The organism is Rhodoferax sp., assembly GCF_028689295.1.
Classification (GTDB): Bacteria; Pseudomonadota; Gammaproteobacteria; order Burkholderiales; family Burkholderiaceae_C; genus Rhodoferax.
This window is the reverse complement of sequence record NZ_JAQTWL010000001.1, coordinates 236,407-253,060: the sequence shown is the minus strand read 5'-3', so window position 1 is coordinate 253,060 and position 16,654 is coordinate 236,407. Positions and strand designations below refer to the sequence as shown.

The window sequence follows — 16,654 nt, the reverse complement described above, 5'->3', positions numbered from 1 at the left end:
AGAATTAGCCCGCCGCGCGCTTTTGCAGAATCTCGAAGGCGGGCAGGGTTTTGCCCTCCAGCACTTCCAGAAAGGCGCCGCCGCCAGTGCTGATGTAGCCCACGTCCTTTTCGATGCCGTACTTGGCAATGGCTGCCAGCGTGTCGCCGCCGCCGGCAATGCTGAAGGCTGAGGACTCGGCAATGGCGTGCGCAATGACCTTGGTGCCATTCTCGAACGCGGCAAACTCGAACACGCCCACCGGGCCGTTCCAGACGATGGTGCCAGCCTGTTTGAGTTGTTCGGCCAGTTTGGCCGCCGTGACCGGGCCGATGTCCAGAATCAAATCATCTTCTGCCACGTCAGTGGCGGCCTTGACGGTGGCCACTGCATCGGCGGCGAAGGTTTTGGCGGTGACCACATCGGTGGGTATCGGCACTTCGGCGCCGCGTGCCTTCATGGCCTCGATCACGGCTTTGGCATCACCCACCAAGCCAGGTTCGGCCAAACTTTTTCCAATCTTCAAACCCGAGGCCAGCATGAAGGTGTTGGCAATGCCGCCGCCCACAATGAGTTGGTCCACGTTTTTCGCCAGCGCCTGCAAAATGGTCAGCTTGCTCGACACCTTCGAGCCCGCCACGATGGCCACCAGCGGGCGTTTGGGGTTGGCCAGGGCTTTGTTGATGGCATCGATCTCGGCCGCCAGCAAGGGGCCAGCACAGGCGATGGGCGCGTATTGCGCAATGCCGTAGGTGGTGCCTTCGGCGCGGTGCGCGGTACCGAAGGCATCGTGCACGAACACGTCGCACAGGGCGGCGAGTTTTTTGGCGAGTTCAGGAGCGTTTTTCTTTTCGCCCACATTCACGCGGCAGTTTTCCAGCAGCACGATCTGGCCGGGCTTGACATCCACGCCATCGACCCAGTTGGCGACCAGCGGCACCTCGCGGCCCAGCAGTTCACTCAGTCGTTTGGCCACCGGGGCCAATGAGTCAGACGGTTTGAAGGCGCCCTCCGTGGGGCGACCCAGGTGGCTGGTGACCATCACGGCGGCACCGGCGTCCAGCGCCATCTGGATGCAGGGCACACTGGCGCGGATGCGGGTGTCTTCGGTGATGTTGCCCGCGTCGTCCTGCGGCACATTGAGGTCGGCGCGGATGAACACCCGCTTTCCCTTGGCGAATCCGCTGGCAATCACATCGGCAAAACGTAATACTTTCATGGTTTTCACTCCTTGTTGGGTGGTTATTTTCAATCTGGAAACGATGGGCTCAACAGCGATGAAAAGTCCGCAATCACCCGGTCAGGCGCACAGGACGCGATGGGCTGACCCATGTTATAGCCATAGGGCAGCAGCCACACCGCCACGCCCGCGTTGCGCGCCGTGGCGGCATCGATGCTGGAGTCACCGACAAACAGGGTGCGCTCCCTGGCCATGCCAAACTGCGCCAGGCAGTGCAGCACGCCCGCCGGATTGGGCTTTTTGGTGGCCAGGGTATCGCCACTGACCACGGCATCGAAAAGGGGCACAAGCTGATGCACGTTCATCACCACCTGGGTGTAGCGCCTTTCCTTGTTGGTCACCACCGCCAGCTTGACGCCTTGGGCGCGCAAAGCTTGCAGGGTTTCGCGCACATGCGGGTAAAGCTGGCTGCGGGTGCCGCAGCGCTGCTGGTAATGGCCGTCATAAACCGGCACCATCTGGCGCAGCAGGTCGCTGCTGCGCACTTGCTCGGTCGTCATGCCGCTGCGGTCGGCCAAAGCCTGCACCAGCAGTTCAAGCGTGCCGTGGCCGATCCAGTCGTTCACCTGCTGCTGCGTTACCCCGGTCAATTTAAACCGGCCCAGGGTGTCGTTGACCGCGTCCATGATCTCAGGCGCTGTCTCCACCAGCGTGCCATCCAGGTCAAACAGGATCAGGTCGAAAGCGCGCACAGACATGATGAACTCAAGCCTTAGTTACTGGACGGCACCACGGTGTCGGGCAGCGGCTGGGCATTGCGGTGCGCGGCACGGTGGGCCAGCGTCTTCACTGCCGACACCACACGTTCGGCCGTGATGCCAAAGTGCGCATAGAGCTTGGGAGCGGGGGCTGACTCACCGAAAGTCGGCATGCCAATCACCACGCCGGTGCGGCCGACGTATTTGCGCCAGAAGTCAGGGTGGGCGGCCTCGATGGCCACCGCGGGCATGCTCAGCGGCAACACCATTTCCTGGTAGGCATCGCTTTGGCGGTCAAACACATTGCTGCACGGCATGGACACCACACGAGTCGCTATGCCCTGCGTGGCCAATTCGGCTTGCGCCTTCATGGCCAGTTCCAGTTCCGAGCCGGTGGACAAAATAGCCGCTTGCGCGCCGTCCATGTCGGACAGGATGTAGCCGCCCTTGCGGATCTTGTCGGCCTGACTGATGTCGCTCAGGCGCGGCAGGTTTTGCCGTGACAGGCACAAGGCGCTGGGGCCGTCCTTGCGCTCCACTGCGCAAGCCCAAGCCACGGCGGTTTCGAGGCCATCTGCCGGGCGCCACACGTCCAGCCCGGGAATGATGCGCAGGCTGGGAATGTGCTCAACGCTCTGGTGCGTGGGGCCGTCTTCGCCCAGGCCAATGCTGTCGTGGGTAAAGACGTGGATGACACGAATCTTCATCAGCGCGGCCATGCGGATCGCATTGCGGCTGTAGTCGCTGAATGTCAGGAAAGTGCCGCCGTAGGGGATGTAGCCGCCATGCAGCGCGATGCCGTTCATGATGGCGGCCATGCCGAATTCACGCACACCGTAGCTCATGTGGTTGCCCCATTTGTCGCGGCCCGCCTTCACACAGCCCTTGAAATTGGTCAGGTTGGAGCCGGTCAGGTCGGCGCTACCGCCAAAGAATTCAGGCAGCAAGGGCGCCAGCACGTCCAGCGCGTTCTGGCTTGATTTGCGCGTGGCAAACGCTACTGTGTTGGCGGCGATGGTTTCAAGGACGGCAGGCAGCTTTTCAGCGAAAGCGGGCAGCAAGTCACCGGCCATGCGGCGCTCGAACTCGGCGGCCTGTTGCGGGTACTTGGCGCGATAGGCCTCAAAAGCGGTGCGCCAGTTGCGCTCAGCCGCCGCACCACGGGCCACGGCGTTCCAGGCGGTGGCAATCTCCACCGGAATTTCAAACGGCGCCGAGGTCCATCCCAGCGCTTCACGGGTGGCGGCCACTTCAGCCGCGCCCAGCGCCGCGCCATGCACGTCATGGGTGCCGGCCTTGTTGGGCGAACCCAGGCCGATGATGGTCTTGCAGCAGATCAGCGTCGGCTTGCCTGTTGGCAGCACCGCCTGCGCCTTGGCGGCGCGCACAGCGGCGTCGAGCGCCGCAGGGTTGTGGCCGTCAACGGCAGGAATCACGTTCCAGCCATAGGCCTCGAAGCGCTTGGGCGTGTCGTCGGTGAACCAGCCTTCGACATGGCCGTCGATCGAGATGCCGTTGTCGTCGTAAAACGCCACCAGCTTGGACAGGCGCAAGGTGCCGGCCAGCGAGCAGACCTCGTGGCTGATGCCTTCCATCAGGCAGCCGTCGCCCATGAAGGCATAGGTGAAGTGGTCAACAATTGTTGCATCGGCTTGGTTGAATTCTGCCGCCAGCAGCTTCTCGGCCAGCGCCATGCCGACCGCGTTGCTGATGCCCTGGCCCAGCGGGCCGGTGGTGGTTTCCACGCCCGGCGTGACACCCACTTCAGGGTGACCGGCGGTTTTGCTGTGCAACTGGCGGAAGTTCTTGAGTTCTTCCATTGGCAAGTCATAGCCCGTGAGGTGCAGCAGCGCATAGATCAGCATCGAGCCGTGGCCGTTGGAGAGCACAAAACGGTCGCGGTTGGCCCATTGCGGGTTGGCCGGATTGTGGCTCAGGTGCCGGTTCCACAGCACTTCGGCGATGTCGGCCATGCCCATGGGTGCGCCGGGGTGGCCGGACTTGGCTTTTTCAACGGCATCCACAGCCAGCATGCGGATGGCATTGGCCATCTGTTTGGCGAATTCGGGGGTGGGTGTATTCATGATTAGTTTGCTTTCTTTTGCCGTTCCATCATGCGCCAGACAAAGGGCGTAAAGATGAGTTGCATGGCCAGTTCCATTTTGCCGCCGGGCACCACGATGGTGTTGGCGCGGCTCATGAAACTGTCGTTGATCATGCTGCGCAGGTACTGGAAGTCGATGCCCTTGGGGTTGCTGAAACGAATCACCACCATGCTCTCGTCCGGGCTGGGTACTTCACGGGCGATGAACGGGTTGCTGGTGTCGACCATCGGCACACGCTGGAAGTTGACGTGGGTGTGCATGAACTGCGGGCAGATGTAGTTCACGTAGTCGGGCATGCGGCGCAGGATGGTGTCAGTGACGGCTTCGGTGCTGTAACCGCGCTGTTTTTTGTCGCGGTAGAGTTTTTGGATCCACTCCAGGTTGATCACCGGCACCACGCCGATCAGCAAATCAGGGTGCTGGGCGATGTTGACCTCGGGCGTGACCACGGCGCCGTGCAGGCCCTCGTAGAACAACAGGTCAGTTTTGGCGGGCACGTCCTCCCAGGGTGTGAAGGTGCCGGGGTCCTGCTTGTAAGGTGCAGCTTCTTCAGCATCGTGCAGGTATTTGCGGCGCTTGCCGACACCCGTGGCGGCGTAGTCGCGAAACAGGGCTTCAAGTTCGGTAAACAGGTTGTTCTCGGGGCCGAAGTGGCTGAAGTTCTTGTTGCCTGCCGCCTCGGCTTCGGCGGCCTTGATCTTCATGGCCTTGCGGTCAAAGCGGTGAAAGCTGTCGCCTTCGATCACGGCAGCAGTGACATTCTCACGGCGGAAAATGTTCTCGAAGGTGCGCGTCACCGAGGTGGTGCCTGCACCGCTGGAGCCGGTGATGGCAATGATGGGGTGGCGTATGGACATGGTGAAAACTCCTCAAATATGAAATTTACAAAAATCAATCCCGGAACAGGCTGCGCTCGGCAAACAGCGGGTTGGTCAGCTCAACCTGAACCGGCTCGCGGTGGTAGCGCTCGATGCGCTCGACCTCGTTTTTGGAGCCGAAGACAAAACCAATGCGCTGGTGCAGATTGGTGGGCTGCACATCCAGCATCGGCAACTCGCCAGTGGAGGCGCGGCCGCCGGCCTGCTCCATGATCATGCCGACCGGGTTGGCCTCGTACAGCAGGCGCAGGCGGCCGGGCTTGGACGGATCTTTGGTGTCGCGCGGGTACATGAAGACGCCGCCGCGCATCAGGATGCGGTGCGCCTCGGCCACCATGCTGGCAATCCAGCGCATGTTGAAGTCCTTGCCGCGGGCACCAGTTTTGCCAGCCAGGCACTCATCGACATAGCGCTTGACCGGCGCCTCCCAAAAGCGGGCATTGGACGCGTTGATGGCAAACTCCTGCGTATCCTCCGGAATCTGCATCATGGGGTGCGTCAGCATGAACTCGCCCAGCGTCGGGTCGAGCGTGAAGCCATTGACGCCGGTACCCACGGTCAGCACCAGCATGGTGGTGGGGCCATACAGCGCATAACCGGCAGCCATTTGCTTGGCGCCGGGCTGGAAAAAGTCGGCATCGACCACGTCGCGGCCCGAGTCGATCACGTCTTGCGGCGCGCGCAGGATGCTGAAAATGCTGCCCACAGACACATTCACATCGATGTTGCTGGAGCCGTCCAGCGGGTCGAACACGATCAGGTATTTGCCACGCGGAAACTGCGCCGGGATCTGGTACGGGGTTTCCATTTCTTCAGAGGCCATGCCCGCCAGGTTGCCGGCCCATTCGGTGCGCTGCATGAAGACATCGTTGGACATCACGTCCAGCTTCTTTTGCGTTTCGCCCTGCACATTGACCGAGCCACCCTCCTCTGCGGCAAAATTTCCGGTCATGCCGGCCAGCTCGCCATAGGCGACCGCCTTGGCGATGCCTTTGCAGGCCAGCGCCACGTCCAGAATCAGGGCGTTGAAGTCACCGCTGGCACTCGGGTAGCGACGCCGCTCCTCAATCAGGAACTGCGTCAGGGTCGAGCGGTTGGATCGGATGGTCAAAGGCATGGTATCTCCAGATGTTTTAAATTTATGAATCGAAGGCGCGCAGCGTCAAGCCGGGTGCGCCGCGCGGCGCAGCGCCTGCATCACGCCCTTGTAGCCGCCATCGGCATCTGGCGCACCGAACACGGCGCTACCGGCCACGCAGGTGTCGGCACCGGCAGCCACGATCTCGCGGATGTTGTCGGTCTTGACGCCGCCGTCCACTTCGAGCCAGATCGGCTGGCCGCCAGCGGCCACATGCGCGTCAATTTTTTCCCGCACCAGGCGCAACTTGGCCAAGGTGCTGGGGATGAACTTCTGGCCGCCAAAGCCGGGGTTGACGCTCATCAGCAAAATCATGTCGAGCTTGTCCATGACGTGATCGAGCCAGTCCACGGGAGTTGCCGGATTGAGCACCAGGCCGGCCTTACAGCCCAGCTCGCGAATCATCGACAGGCTGCGGTCCACATGCTTGGAGGCCTCGGGGTGAAAGGTGATGATGTTGGCACCCGCCTTGGCAAACAGCGGAATGATCGAATCGACCGGCTCGACCATCAAATGAACGTCGATCGGAATGCTCACATGCGGGCGAATCGCCTCGCACACCAGCGGGCCGATGGTCAGGTTGGGCACGTAATGGTTGTCCATCACGTCAAAGTGCACCAGGTCGCAACCAGCGGCCTCGATGGCGCGCACTTCTTCACCCAGACGGGCAAAGTCAGCCGACAAAATGCTCGGGGCCAAACGCAAAACGGGGGAAGTGTTCATGGGCGGCTTTCTGTAAAGTTTGAAATTCTTGAGGGTAATGCAGTTCAGCGCTTTTTTACTTCGCCCGCGCCGCGTGCCACTGGCGCAATTGCAGCAGCTTGACCTGACTCAAATCAGGCACCACCTTGAGCGCACCGGTGAAATCATGGTGGGCGGTAAACGCGTTGGGCGTGACGATGGTCGCCAAACCCGCAGCGGTGGCCGAACGCAAGCCGTTGCTCGAATCTTCGAACGCCAGGCACTGCGCGGCGGGCAACTGCAGGGCATCGAGCATCTGCAAGTACACCTGCGGGTGCGGCTTCTTGATGGGCGCCGTGGAAGCATCGCCAATGGCCGTGAAATTCAGGCGCCAGTCGGGGCCGATGGCGTGGCGCAGCAGCGCGGAAATGTTGACCGGCGAGGTGGTGGTGGCAATGGCCAACTGCAATCCGGCGGCAAGCGCCTCATCCATCAGCCTGAGCACACCGGGGCGCAGGCTGACTTCGCCGTTGTTGACGGCGTTTTCATAGGCGGCGGTCTTGAGTTCATGGATGCGGCCGATGCGGTCGTTCAGGTCTTGCGCATTGAGCGCCTTGATGTCGGGGTTCACCTGCTTCCAGTAATGCAGGATCCTCTCCTTGCCACCCGAAATTTCAAGCAGCTCGGTGTAAAGCGCCTCGTCCCAAACCCAGTCCATGCCCATTTCCTTGAAGGCATGGTTGAAAGCGGCCAGATGCACGCGCTCGGTGTCGGCCAGGGTGCCATCCACATCAAAAATGAGCGCTTTCAGCTTGGACGTCGAAGACAGGGACATGGGCGACTTTCGTAAGATGGGCTTGCATTGGCCACTTTTGCGGCATGGATTTACTTTAATCGCCCCAACCCATAAACTCTAATCACGTTTTATTAAAAAATCATCAGATTTAACTTATTTATGCGTCCCTACACCTTCAAGCAGATTCAAACCTTTCTGGAAGTGGCGCGCCAGCGCTCGGTTTCCAAGGCGGCCGAACGCCTGTTTGTCACCCAACCCGCAGTGTCGATGCAAATCCGCCAGCTTGAAGAAGCCTTTGGCCTGGCGCTGATCGAGCCAACGGGGCGCAACATCAAGCTCACCCACGCGGGTGAAATTTTTTTGACCCACGCCACCGCAGCCATGAGCCAGTTCAAGGACCTGGAAGCCCAGATGGCCGAGCATGTCGGCCTGAAACAAGGCCGCATTGATCTGGCGGTGGTCAGCACAGCCAAATATTTTGTGCCCATGCTGCTGGTGCGCTTTGGCAGGCTCAACCCCGCCATTCATGTCCAGCTCAGCATCGACAACCGCGAAAACGTGCTGGGCTTGCTGGCGCGCAGCGAGGCCGACCTGGTCATCATGGGCCGCTCGCCCAGCCACCTCAATTGCCAGGCCACGGCGTTTGCCACCAACCCGCTGGCGATGGTCGCCGCCCCCGACCACCCGCTGGTGCGGCGCAAAAACCTGCCATTCAGCGCCCTGGCCGATTACAAATTTGTGGTGCGCGAGGAAGGCTCCGGCACCCGCGCCGCCATGCAGCGGCTGTTCGAGGAAAACAAGACACCGCTCCAAGTCGTGATGGCCATGCCCAGTAACGAAACCATCAAACAAGCCGTGATGGCCGGCATGGGACTGAGCTTTTTGTCGATGCGCACGGTGCGCCACGAACTTGCCAGCGGTCATCTGGCGCTGCTCGATGTGCAGGGCCTGCCGCAGATCAACCACTGGTATGTGACCCACCTGAGCGAAAAAAAGCTATCCCCCGCCGCGCTCGCGTTCAAGGAATTTCTGATCGAGCAAGGCGGGGCGTTGATGGATACGTGGAGTTGATGATTGATGCCCTGAAAAAAGACGATCAAGCCGGAACGCGCCGGCGCATTCATCCATCCTGTGACATGGCCCACGACAGGTGGTGAGGTATCCTCAAGGCAAATCAACATTAGTTGTTAGGGTCGCACATGGATTGGACACGGGAAGAAGTAGAGGCCATTGTGGCGGACTACCTAATGATGCTCACGCTGGAACTGGCAGGTCAAAGTTACAACAAGACCGAACATCGAAAAAACCTTCGAACCAAGCTTGGTGGTCGAACCGATGCTTCAATCGAGTTCAAACACTGCAACATCAGCGCGGCCATGATTGATCTCGGATTTCCCTACATTCGTGGCTATCAACCACGATCGAACTACCAAGCGCTTCTGGGGGTCATCGCGGAAGAGCAGGTAAACGGCGCTGCATCCCTGGATCAAGCAGCGCTCGCTGCCGTCCAACAGCCAGCGATCACGCCGACACAAACCGACTTCACGAAGGTGATAGCCGCGGCACCATCAAAGAATGACCAACGAGCGTTGAGTGAGCCGCGCAACCCTTTGGCGTTCAAAGTTGTCAAGCGCGACTATCTCGAACGCGAAGCCAAAAACCGTTCACTGGGTCTTGCTGGAGAGGAATTCATCGTCTTGTTTGAACATTGGCGTCTGATCGAACTTGGCCTGCATCGGCTGGCTGACAACGTAGAGCACGTTTCTCGATCCAAGGGGGATGGCCTTGGCTACGACGTTTTATCATTTGAGACCGATGGCAGGGAGCGCCTGATAGAAGTCAAGACCACAACTTTTGGTCGTGAGACACCGTTTTTCGTTTCACGCGGCGAATTGACTCTGTCCCATGGGGCCAAAGATCAATTTCACCTTTACCGCTTGTTTGAGTTCAGAAAATCACCCCGGATGTTTGACCTGCCCGGCGCACTTGATCAACATTGCGTTTTGGATCCTGTGACTTACAGAGCAAGCTTTAGCTGAACAGACATCCCGATCGACCACCAGTCCTTGTACAGTAACAACCGCTCGGTTCTGTCCAATCTGCTGACCTACCTTACGCCCGCAACCCGTCATGCAATTCCACCAGCGCCAGGGTAATTTTGTGATTCGGGTCCAGGTGGATCATGGGCAGGGACTGCTCGTGCGACTCGCGAATGCGCACGGATGACGGCAGGTACGGCTGCAACACCGGCAGGCCTTCCTCGATGAGTTCGGCCACCATGCGCTGGGGAAGGTTGGCACGGGACTGGAACTGGTTCACCACGATGCCGTCGATCTGGAGCTCGGGGTTGTGGTCGGCGCGAATCTCCTGCACGTTTTCCAGCAGCGCATAGAGCGCCTGGCGTGAAAAACTGTCGCAGTCGAACGGAATCAGGCAGCCGGTGGCACCAATCAGCGCGGCCCGGGTGAAGAAGTTCAGCGCCGGGGGCGTGTCGATGTAGATGCGGTCGTAAGTCTCTGCCAGTTGCACCAGGGCTTCGCGCAGTTTGTAGATTTTCTGGCGCGACTCGAGCTTGACCAGCAGTTCGTTGAGCGCCGGGCTGGAGGGCATCACATCGAGGTTTTCAAACGGCGTTTCCACCACGTAGTCGGTGGGTGGCACGGTGCGGAAACTGTAGCTCAGGGTTTGCTCGAAAAACCCTGCCACGCTGGGTTGCTCGTCGCTGGCGGTGTCGCCCAGCAAGTAGCTGGTGGAGTTGCCCTGCGGGTCCAGGTCGATGACCAGGGTGCGCAGACCCTGGCTGGCACTGATGGCCGCCAGATTGCAGGTAATGGTGGACTTGCCCACCCCGCCTTTTTGATTGAACACAACAATGGGCATGAATCAACTCCTTTGAAGCAACTGAACAGTCAATGTGAATGGCCTCCATTGTCCGTGACTTTGGCTTCTCGCCTCAAAACTGGTGCATCAGGTAATTCATCAAGAAAAACTGATTAAAAAATCAATTTATTTGAATTTTCATGATGAATGAGCCTGCCTATAGTTCAATCCATCGACAGCACAACCCACTTAACAGGAGATTTCACATGGATCAATCGAACCGTTACGCTGACCTGAGCCTCAAGGAAGAAGACCTGATTGCCGGCGGCAAACACATTCTGGTGGCCTACAAGATGGCGCCAAAATCCGGCCACGGTTATCTGGAGGCAGCAGCGCACTTTGCCGCCGAGTCTTCCACCGGCACCAATGTGGAGGTGAGCACCACCGACGATTTCACCCGTGGCGTGGATGCGCTGGTGTACTACATCGACGAAGCCACCGAGGACATGCGCATTGCCTACCCGATCGACCTGTTCGACCGCAATGTGACCGATGGCCGTTTCATGCTGGTGTCTTTCCTGACCCTGGTGATCGGCAACAACCAGGGCATGGGCGACATCAAGCATGCCAAGATTCACGACTTTTACATGCCCGAGCGCGTCATCCAGATGTTCGACGGCCCGGCCAAGGACATTTCCGACCTGTGGCGCATTCTGGGCCGCCCGGTGAAGGACGGCGGCTACATTGCCGGCACCATCATCAAGCCCAAGCTGGGCCTGCGCCCCGAGCCTTTTGCCCAGGCTGCCTACCAGTTTTGGTTGGGTGGCGACTTCATCAAAAACGACGAGCCGCAAGGCAACCAGGTGTTCGCCCCCATCAAGAAAGTGCTGCCGCTGGTCTATGACTCGCTCAAGCGCGCCCAGGACGAAACCGGCCAGGCCAAGCTGTTCTCGATGAACATCACCGCCGACGACCACTACGAGATGTGCGCCCGCGCCGACTTTGCGCTGGAGACCTTCGGCCCTGATGCCGACAAGCTGGCCTTTTTGGTGGACGGTTTTGTCGGCGGTCCCGGCATGATCACCACGGCACGGCGCCAGTACCCCAGCCAGTACCTGCACTACCACCGCGCCGGCCACGGCATGATCACGTCACCCAGCGCCAAGCGCGGCTACACCGCGTTCGTGCTGGCCAAAATGAGCCGTTTGCAAGGTGCCTCAGGCATCCACGTCGGCACCATGGGCTACGGCAAGATGGAAGGTGAAGGCGACGACCGCAACATCGCCTACATGATCGAACGCGACGAGTGCCAGGGCCCGGTTTATTTCCAGAAATGGTATGGCATGAAACCCACCACCCCGATCATCTCGGGCGGCATGAACGCATTGCGCCTGCCTGGTTTCTTCAAGAACCTGGGCCACGGCAACGTGATCAATACTGCCGGTGGCGGCGCTTACGGCCACATCGACTCGCCCGCCGCCGGTGCTGTGTCGCTGCGCCAGTCGTATGAATGCTGGAAGTCGGGCGCCGACCCGATCGAGTTTGCCAAGGAGCACAAGGAATTTGCCCGCGCCTTCGAGTCGTTCCCTGGCGATGCCGACAAGCTGTTCCCGGGTTGGCGCGAGAAGTTGGGCGTGCACAAGTAAGCTCTGGCACCTAGCGGACCTTTAAAGAAATGCCTCCGCACCCCGGAGGCATTCTTGTTTAAACCAGGAAGACACCATGATTGACCTTGCCGAACCCTACCGCGTCACCCAGGAGCCGTTCTACCAACAGCAGGCCAACGAGGTCGCGCTGTATGAAGCGGTGTACAGGGCCAAACTGCCCGTGATGGTCAAGGGTCCCACAGGTTGCGGCAAATCCAGGTTTGTCGAGTACATGGCCTGGAAGCTCGGCAAACCGCTCATCACCGTGGCCTGCAACGAGGACATGACCGCCTCCGACCTGGTGGGCCGCTACCTGCTGGAAGCCAATGGCACGCGCTGGCTCGACGGCCCGCTGGCCACAGCGGCACGCATCGGCGCCATTTGTTACCTGGATGAAATTGTCGAGGCGCGCCAGGACACCACGGTGGTGATTCACCCGCTCACCGACCACCGGCGCCAGTTGCCGCTGGACAAAAAAGGCGAGCTGATCCAGGCGCACCCAGACTTTCAACTGGTCATCTCCTACAACCCCGGCTACCAGAGCCTGATGAAAGACCTGAAACAAAGCACCAAACAGCGCTTTGTAGGGTTTGATTTTGACTATCCCCAACCCGAGCTGGAAGCCAGCATCATTGCCACCGAAACTGGCATTGCGCTGGCCGACGCGGTGCGGCTGGTCAAGGTAGGCGCCGCAGCGCGCGCCCTCAAGGGACATGGGCTGGATGAAGGTATTTCCACCCGCCTGTTGGTCTATGCGGCCACGCTGATGCAGGGCGATGTCGCGCCGTTGGACGCCTGCCGCATGGCGCTGGTGCGGCCCATCACCGACGACGCCGACATTCGCGCCACGCTCGATCACGCGATTGAGGCAGTGTTCGGCTGAGGCACATGGATTGCCGCGCTTCGCTCGCAATGACAAGCCTGTTCAACACGCCGATCGCAATGGCACCAAGCGCTGATCAATTGCAAGCCTGGCGCACGCAGCTCGACAGCGGTTTTACCGAGGTGGCCGACGTCTTTGCCGACTGCATGATGGACGCGCAGGCCCGGCTCAGCACCGATGGGCTGGACGACTATCTGGCCCAAGCGCGGTTTCTGGGCAAGATGGGCCGGGGTGTTGAGCCCGTGCTGATCTTTCTGCAGGAATGGCCCCAGGTGGCGCAACGGGTCGGCGAAGACGCCCTGAGCCCGGTGATGGCAGCCGTCAAGCTGATCAATAAGTCACCCAATGGCAAGGCCATTGCGCCGTTTCTGCAGGTGTTGTCAGCGGTAGCCCGGCGACTGCCGACCCAGACCCAGTTGCAGCATTACCTGGACCTGAGCCTGCTGCTGATGGAGCGCACCAGCAGCTCGATCCACGGCATCCACAAAACCTACGCCAGCCCCAGCCTCGCGCTCTTTTTTGAAAAATCACCCCAACTGCTTGCGCTGCTGAGTCTTCAGGGTCTGAGCCAGTGGGTGGACTACGGCATCCGCAATTACAGCCACCACCCGGAACAGCAGCGCGAGTATTTCAGCCTGCAAAGCGCCGACAGCCGTGCGGTGCTGCAGCGCGAGCGCCACGGCACGCTGCTAATGGACCACACCCGCGCGCTCGACCTGTATTTGCGCGCACTCTGGCAAGACGGCGATGTACTGGTGCCCTACGCCACCGCTTTCGAGGTACAGCGTCAGCCCATGCCCTACTTTGATGCCATGGGCATCCGGCTGCCCGACGTGTATGACGAGCGCGCCGGCATCAGCGGCATGGACCGCTATCGCGCCGCGCTGGCGCACATCGCGGCGCACCGGCGCTGGAGCTCAGCCGTTTTTGCCGACAACTTCAGCCCGGCGCAGCGGCTGGCGATAGAAATGTTTGAAGATGCCCGGGTCGAGGTGCTGGCCATGCGCGAATACCCAGGCTTGCGCCGCATCTTCATGGCGCTGCACCCGAATCCCGTGGCAGGTGCCTGCAACCCGGCCACGCATTCCTGCCTGCGCCATCGCCTCGCGCTGCTGTCTCGCGCCCTGTTCGACCCACCGCAACGGTTCCAGAACGTACAGATCAGCGACTGGGTACAGCGCTTTCATGCCCTGCTGGCGCAAGGCGCCTCCAGCACTTCTGAGATCGCCAGCCTGGCGCTTAGCTACCTGGGCAAGACCCGTCTGCAAAGCGACCAGTTGCCGGACACCTGGTTTGAAGACACGGTGGTGGACTACCGTGATGACAACCGCCATCTGTGGCGTTTTCACGAGCTCAGCGACGACGAGGAAAGTTTTGACGAACCGCGCCAGACGCCGCCCACTGACGAAATTCAAAGCCTGCCGCCACGCCATTATCCAGAGTGGGACTACAGCAGCCAGACCTTCCGGCCCGACTGGGTGAGCCTGTACGAACGGTTGCACCCGTCTGGCAACGCCGCCGACATCGATGCGCTGCTGGCCAAACACAGCGCGCTGGCCAAACGCCTCAAGCGCCTGCTGGACCTGCTCAAGCCGCAGGACAAGGTGCGCGTGCGCTACCAGGAAGACGGCAGCGAACTGGATCTGGACGTGGCCATCCGGTCGCTGATCGACCTGCGCGCGGGCAGCCAGCCCGAGCTGCGCATCAACATGAGCCACTCCACCAACGGCCGCAGCATCGCCGTCACAGTGCTACTGGACCTGTCAGCATCATTAAACGAAAAAGCGCCCAGCTCCGAACAAACCGTGCTGCAACTGAGCCAGGAAGCGGTGTCGCTGCTGGCATGGGCGATAGAGCAACTCGGCGACCCGCTGGCCATTGCCGGGTTTCATAGCAACACGCGGCATGACGTGCGTTACCTGCACCTCAAGGGTTTTGGCGAGCGCTGGGGTGACGAGGTCAAGGCCCGGCTGGCCGCCATGCAGGCAGGTTACAGCACCCGCATGGGCGCGGCCATGCGCCACGCGGCACACACTTTGAGCGCGCAGCGGGCTGACAAAAAATTGCTTTTGGTGCTGACCGACGGCCAACCCTCCGACATCGACGTGCACGATGAACGCCTGCTGATCGAAGATGCCAAAGCAGCGGTGCGTGAACTCGACCAGCAAGGCATCTTCAGCTACTGTATCAACCTCGATGCCAGAGCCGATGCCTATGTGAGCGACATCTTCGGCCGCCAGTACACGGTGATCGACAACATTGCCCGGTTACCCGAGCAGTTGCCCAGGCTGTTCATGGCGCTGACGCGCTGATACCGCCATTAATTTGTAAGCGACAGTTATCGCGCGCCTCGAGTCCGCGCAAGGTACCACAACGCCGGAGAGCCTCGCTTTGCTGGTCTCTGGCCTGCTGCAGCAACTCTCCCTGTTCGACGGCGCCAAGCACAATCTGGTGAAATGCCAGCATCAGGCCCAAGGTGATGAGGATCGCCAGAACGGCCAGACCGCTCTGCGTGCTCAGCAAGGCCGATAAACGTGGCCATCCCTCCAGCAAATCAAGTTGCGACAACTTGTGACCGGGCAGATCGAGATTTGAGAATTTGAATGTTTGAAAATTGATATTCATCGCCGGGTTCCAGTACAGGCGCGCACTTTGCCCACCAGTTGCGCTCCAATATACAAATGACTTCAACCCCGGTCTGTGCGCTGGATAACGTAGCCGCGCCAGAGTTGCGAAGTTCCTACGGCAGGATCGCCGAGCCCGGGCTGGCGCAGCCGGGTGGTGATTGGCGCGCGAGGCTCACGCTAACGAATGCCGGCGAACACCTCTTCGGCCATGCGAATGGCGTTGTTGCTGCGAAACCGGGCGTCGGTGAAGTTCACCAAGTAGGAAAACGGGGTCTGATCAATGGCCTGCGAGGCCTCGACCGGGTCAAATGCGCCATCTTTAAAGGCCTGCGCGGCACCGTCGCGCAGCAGCGTCAGGTAGCCAAGGCTGTCCTTCATGGCTTTGCCCAAGGTGGCCACCCCGCCGTGGCCGGGGATCACGGTGACGGGCCGCAGCTCATCGCGCAGGTAGCTCAGCGCCGCTATCCACAGCAAACCCATGCCAGGCTGGATGCCCAGCAGCCGATCGACAAACACAACATCGCCTGTGAACACCAGTTTTTCTTTGGGCAGCCAAACAAAAATATCAGCCCTGGTGTGGGCACCGCCCGATTCGATCAGTTCAATGTCAACCCCGTTCACCGCCAGTTTGTGGCGCTTGGAAAACGTCACATCCGGATACGCCAGCACCGTGCCGGCAACCTTCTCGCCCAGGTTGACCTTGGCTGCTTCATACTGCTGCAAGCCGCGTGCTTTCATATCGAGCACACCCGGCTCGGAGGCAATCACCCTGGCCCCGACCACGCGCTGAAAGTAATCGTTGCCAAACCAGCGGTGGTCCTGGCCACCGCTGTTGACCACCCAGCGAACGGGCTTGTCAGTGACCGCGCGAACGGCTTGCCGAATCAGCTTGGCGCCCTCGGCCGAGCCGCCAGAATCCACCACCACCACACCATCGTCGGCAATGACGAAGCCGCTGGTCATGTTGTTGCCCAAATTGGCAGGCGAGCGTTGCGTCAGCTCGCCCACCAGCGCATAGACGCGTTCAGTGACCTTGACGGTTTTGAAAATGGGCTCGGCAGCCTGCGCCACGGTGGCACTGGCCCACAGCAACGCCGCCAGAAAGATTTGCAGCCACGGCACGGCTGATTTGAAAACGCTTGCACGACTCAACATGATTGCGC

General features: G+C 60.3%; 15 protein-coding genes. 5 read left to right on the top strand and 10 right to left on the bottom strand.

Annotated elements, in window-relative coordinates:
* Nucleotides 1-4: 4 nt before the first annotated feature.
* From PHF15_RS01345 to PHF15_RS01315, 7 genes are read right to left on the bottom strand one after another with little or no spacing between them, the layout of a single operon-like run.
* A complete protein-coding gene (locus PHF15_RS01345; protein ID WP_300118142.1) occupies nucleotides 5-1,198 on the bottom strand; it encodes a phosphoglycerate kinase in 1,194 nt (397 codons plus the stop codon).
* Nucleotides 1,199-1,227: 29 nt separating this feature from the next.
* Complete coding sequence (locus tag PHF15_RS01340; protein ID WP_300118140.1) at nucleotides 1,228-1,917, bottom strand: HAD family hydrolase; 690 nt, start codon at nucleotides 1,915-1,917, stop codon at nucleotides 1,228-1,230.
* A gap of 14 nt (nucleotides 1,918-1,931) precedes the next feature.
* Entirely contained in the window at nucleotides 1,932-4,001 is a 2,070-nt protein-coding gene (gene tkt / locus PHF15_RS01335; protein ID WP_300118138.1) for a transketolase, read from the bottom strand.
* A gap of 2 nt (nucleotides 4,002-4,003) precedes the next feature.
* Entirely contained in the window at nucleotides 4,004-4,879 is an 876-nt protein-coding gene (locus PHF15_RS01330; RefSeq protein ID WP_300118136.1) for a phosphoribulokinase, read from the bottom strand.
* Between the two features lie 34 nt (nucleotides 4,880-4,913).
* Nucleotides 4,914-6,017, bottom strand: coding sequence for a class 1 fructose-bisphosphatase (locus PHF15_RS01325; RefSeq protein ID WP_300118134.1), 1,104 nt, complete (start codon nucleotides 6,015-6,017; stop codon nucleotides 4,914-4,916).
* Between the two features lie 45 nt (nucleotides 6,018-6,062).
* Nucleotides 6,063-6,761, bottom strand: coding sequence for a ribulose-phosphate 3-epimerase (rpe, locus tag PHF15_RS01320; protein WP_300118132.1), 699 nt, complete (start codon nucleotides 6,759-6,761; stop codon nucleotides 6,063-6,065).
* A 55-nt stretch (nucleotides 6,762-6,816) separates the two neighbouring features.
* Complete coding sequence (locus PHF15_RS01315) at nucleotides 6,817-7,554, bottom strand: HAD-IA family hydrolase (RefSeq protein ID WP_300118130.1); 738 nt, start codon at nucleotides 7,552-7,554, stop codon at nucleotides 6,817-6,819.
* Between the two features lie 120 nt (nucleotides 7,555-7,674).
* On the opposite strand from PHF15_RS01315, the gene PHF15_RS01310 reads away from it, so the two are divergent.
* Nucleotides 7,675-8,586, top strand: coding sequence for a LysR family transcriptional regulator (locus PHF15_RS01310; RefSeq protein WP_300118128.1), 912 nt, complete (start codon nucleotides 7,675-7,677; stop codon nucleotides 8,584-8,586).
* A gap of 128 nt (nucleotides 8,587-8,714) precedes the next feature.
* Complete coding sequence (locus PHF15_RS01305; protein ID WP_300118126.1) at nucleotides 8,715-9,554, top strand: DUF3883 domain-containing protein; 840 nt, start codon at nucleotides 8,715-8,717, stop codon at nucleotides 9,552-9,554.
* Between the two features lie 73 nt (nucleotides 9,555-9,627).
* On the opposite strand, the gene PHF15_RS01300 is transcribed toward PHF15_RS01305, so the two are convergent.
* On the bottom strand, nucleotides 9,628-10,395 hold the full coding sequence (locus PHF15_RS01300; RefSeq protein WP_300118124.1) for a ParA family protein: 768 nt from the start codon (nucleotides 10,393-10,395) through the stop codon (nucleotides 9,628-9,630).
* A gap of 206 nt (nucleotides 10,396-10,601) precedes the next feature.
* On the opposite strand from PHF15_RS01300, the gene PHF15_RS01295 reads away from it, so the two are divergent.
* The 3 genes from PHF15_RS01295 (at nucleotide 10,602) to PHF15_RS01285 (ending at nucleotide 15,176) form a co-directional block, all read left to right on the top strand.
* Nucleotides 10,602-11,981 (top strand): ribulose-bisphosphate carboxylase, encoded by a 1,380-nt coding sequence (locus tag PHF15_RS01295; protein WP_300118122.1) that lies wholly within the window; start codon nucleotides 10,602-10,604, stop codon nucleotides 11,979-11,981.
* Between the two features lie 76 nt (nucleotides 11,982-12,057).
* Entirely contained in the window at nucleotides 12,058-12,864 is an 807-nt protein-coding gene (locus tag PHF15_RS01290) for a CbbQ/NirQ/NorQ/GpvN family protein (protein WP_300118121.1), read from the top strand.
* A gap of 29 nt (nucleotides 12,865-12,893) precedes the next feature.
* Nucleotides 12,894-15,176 carry a VWA domain-containing protein gene (locus tag PHF15_RS01285; RefSeq protein ID WP_300118119.1) on the top strand — a complete coding sequence of 761 codons (2,283 nt, stop codon included), beginning with the start codon at nucleotides 12,894-12,896 and terminating at the stop codon, nucleotides 15,174-15,176.
* Here the strand turns inward: PHF15_RS01285 and PHF15_RS01280 are convergent.
* Together PHF15_RS01280 and PHF15_RS01275 are read right to left on the bottom strand one after the other, a co-directional pair.
* A complete protein-coding gene (locus tag PHF15_RS01280) occupies nucleotides 15,157-15,489 on the bottom strand; it encodes a hypothetical protein (protein WP_300118117.1) in 333 nt (110 codons plus the stop codon). The two genes, PHF15_RS01285 and PHF15_RS01280, sit on opposite strands and share 20 nt — an antisense overlap.
* A 179-nt stretch (nucleotides 15,490-15,668) precedes the next feature.
* Entirely contained in the window at nucleotides 15,669-16,646 is a 978-nt protein-coding gene (locus tag PHF15_RS01275; protein ID WP_300118115.1) for an MBL fold metallo-hydrolase, read from the bottom strand.
* Nucleotides 16,647-16,654 lie beyond the last annotated feature (8 nt).

What these genes read in the sequence shown, in the direction of transcription:
- PHF15_RS01345 (WP_300118142.1), bottom strand. Translation starts at nt 1,198, where the DNA reads ATGAAAGTATTACGTTTTGCCGATGTGATTGCCAGCGGATTCGCCAAG.
- PHF15_RS01340 (WP_300118140.1), bottom strand. Translation starts at nt 1,917, where the DNA reads ATGTCTGTGCGCGCTTTCGACCTGATCCTGTTTGACCTGGATGGCACG.
- tkt (WP_300118138.1), bottom strand. Translation starts at nt 4,001, where the DNA reads ATGAATACACCCACCCCCGAATTCGCCAAACAGATGGCCAATGCCATC.
- PHF15_RS01330 (WP_300118136.1), bottom strand. Translation starts at nt 4,879, where the DNA reads ATGTCCATACGCCACCCCATCATTGCCATCACCGGCTCCAGCGGTGCA.
- PHF15_RS01325 (WP_300118134.1), bottom strand. Translation starts at nt 6,017, where the DNA reads ATGCCTTTGACCATCCGATCCAACCGCTCGACCCTGACGCAGTTCCTG.
- rpe (WP_300118132.1), bottom strand. Translation starts at nt 6,761, where the DNA reads ATGAACACTTCCCCCGTTTTGCGTTTGGCCCCGAGCATTTTGTCGGCT.
- PHF15_RS01315 (WP_300118130.1), bottom strand. Translation starts at nt 7,554, where the DNA reads ATGTCCCTGTCTTCGACGTCCAAGCTGAAAGCGCTCATTTTTGATGTG.
- PHF15_RS01310 (WP_300118128.1), top strand. Translation starts at nt 7,675, where the DNA reads ATGCGTCCCTACACCTTCAAGCAGATTCAAACCTTTCTGGAAGTGGCG.
- PHF15_RS01305 (WP_300118126.1), top strand. Translation starts at nt 8,715, where the DNA reads ATGGATTGGACACGGGAAGAAGTAGAGGCCATTGTGGCGGACTACCTA.
- PHF15_RS01300 (WP_300118124.1), bottom strand. Translation starts at nt 10,395, where the DNA reads ATGCCCATTGTTGTGTTCAATCAAAAAGGCGGGGTGGGCAAGTCCACC.
- PHF15_RS01295 (WP_300118122.1), top strand. Translation starts at nt 10,602, where the DNA reads ATGGATCAATCGAACCGTTACGCTGACCTGAGCCTCAAGGAAGAAGAC.
- PHF15_RS01290 (WP_300118121.1), top strand. Translation starts at nt 12,058, where the DNA reads ATGATTGACCTTGCCGAACCCTACCGCGTCACCCAGGAGCCGTTCTAC.
- PHF15_RS01285 (WP_300118119.1), top strand. Translation starts at nt 12,894, where the DNA reads ATGACAAGCCTGTTCAACACGCCGATCGCAATGGCACCAAGCGCTGAT.
- PHF15_RS01280 (WP_300118117.1), bottom strand. Translation starts at nt 15,489, where the DNA reads ATGAATATCAATTTTCAAACATTCAAATTCTCAAATCTCGATCTGCCC.
- PHF15_RS01275 (WP_300118115.1), bottom strand. Translation starts at nt 16,646, where the DNA reads ATGTTGAGTCGTGCAAGCGTTTTCAAATCAGCCGTGCCGTGGCTGCAA.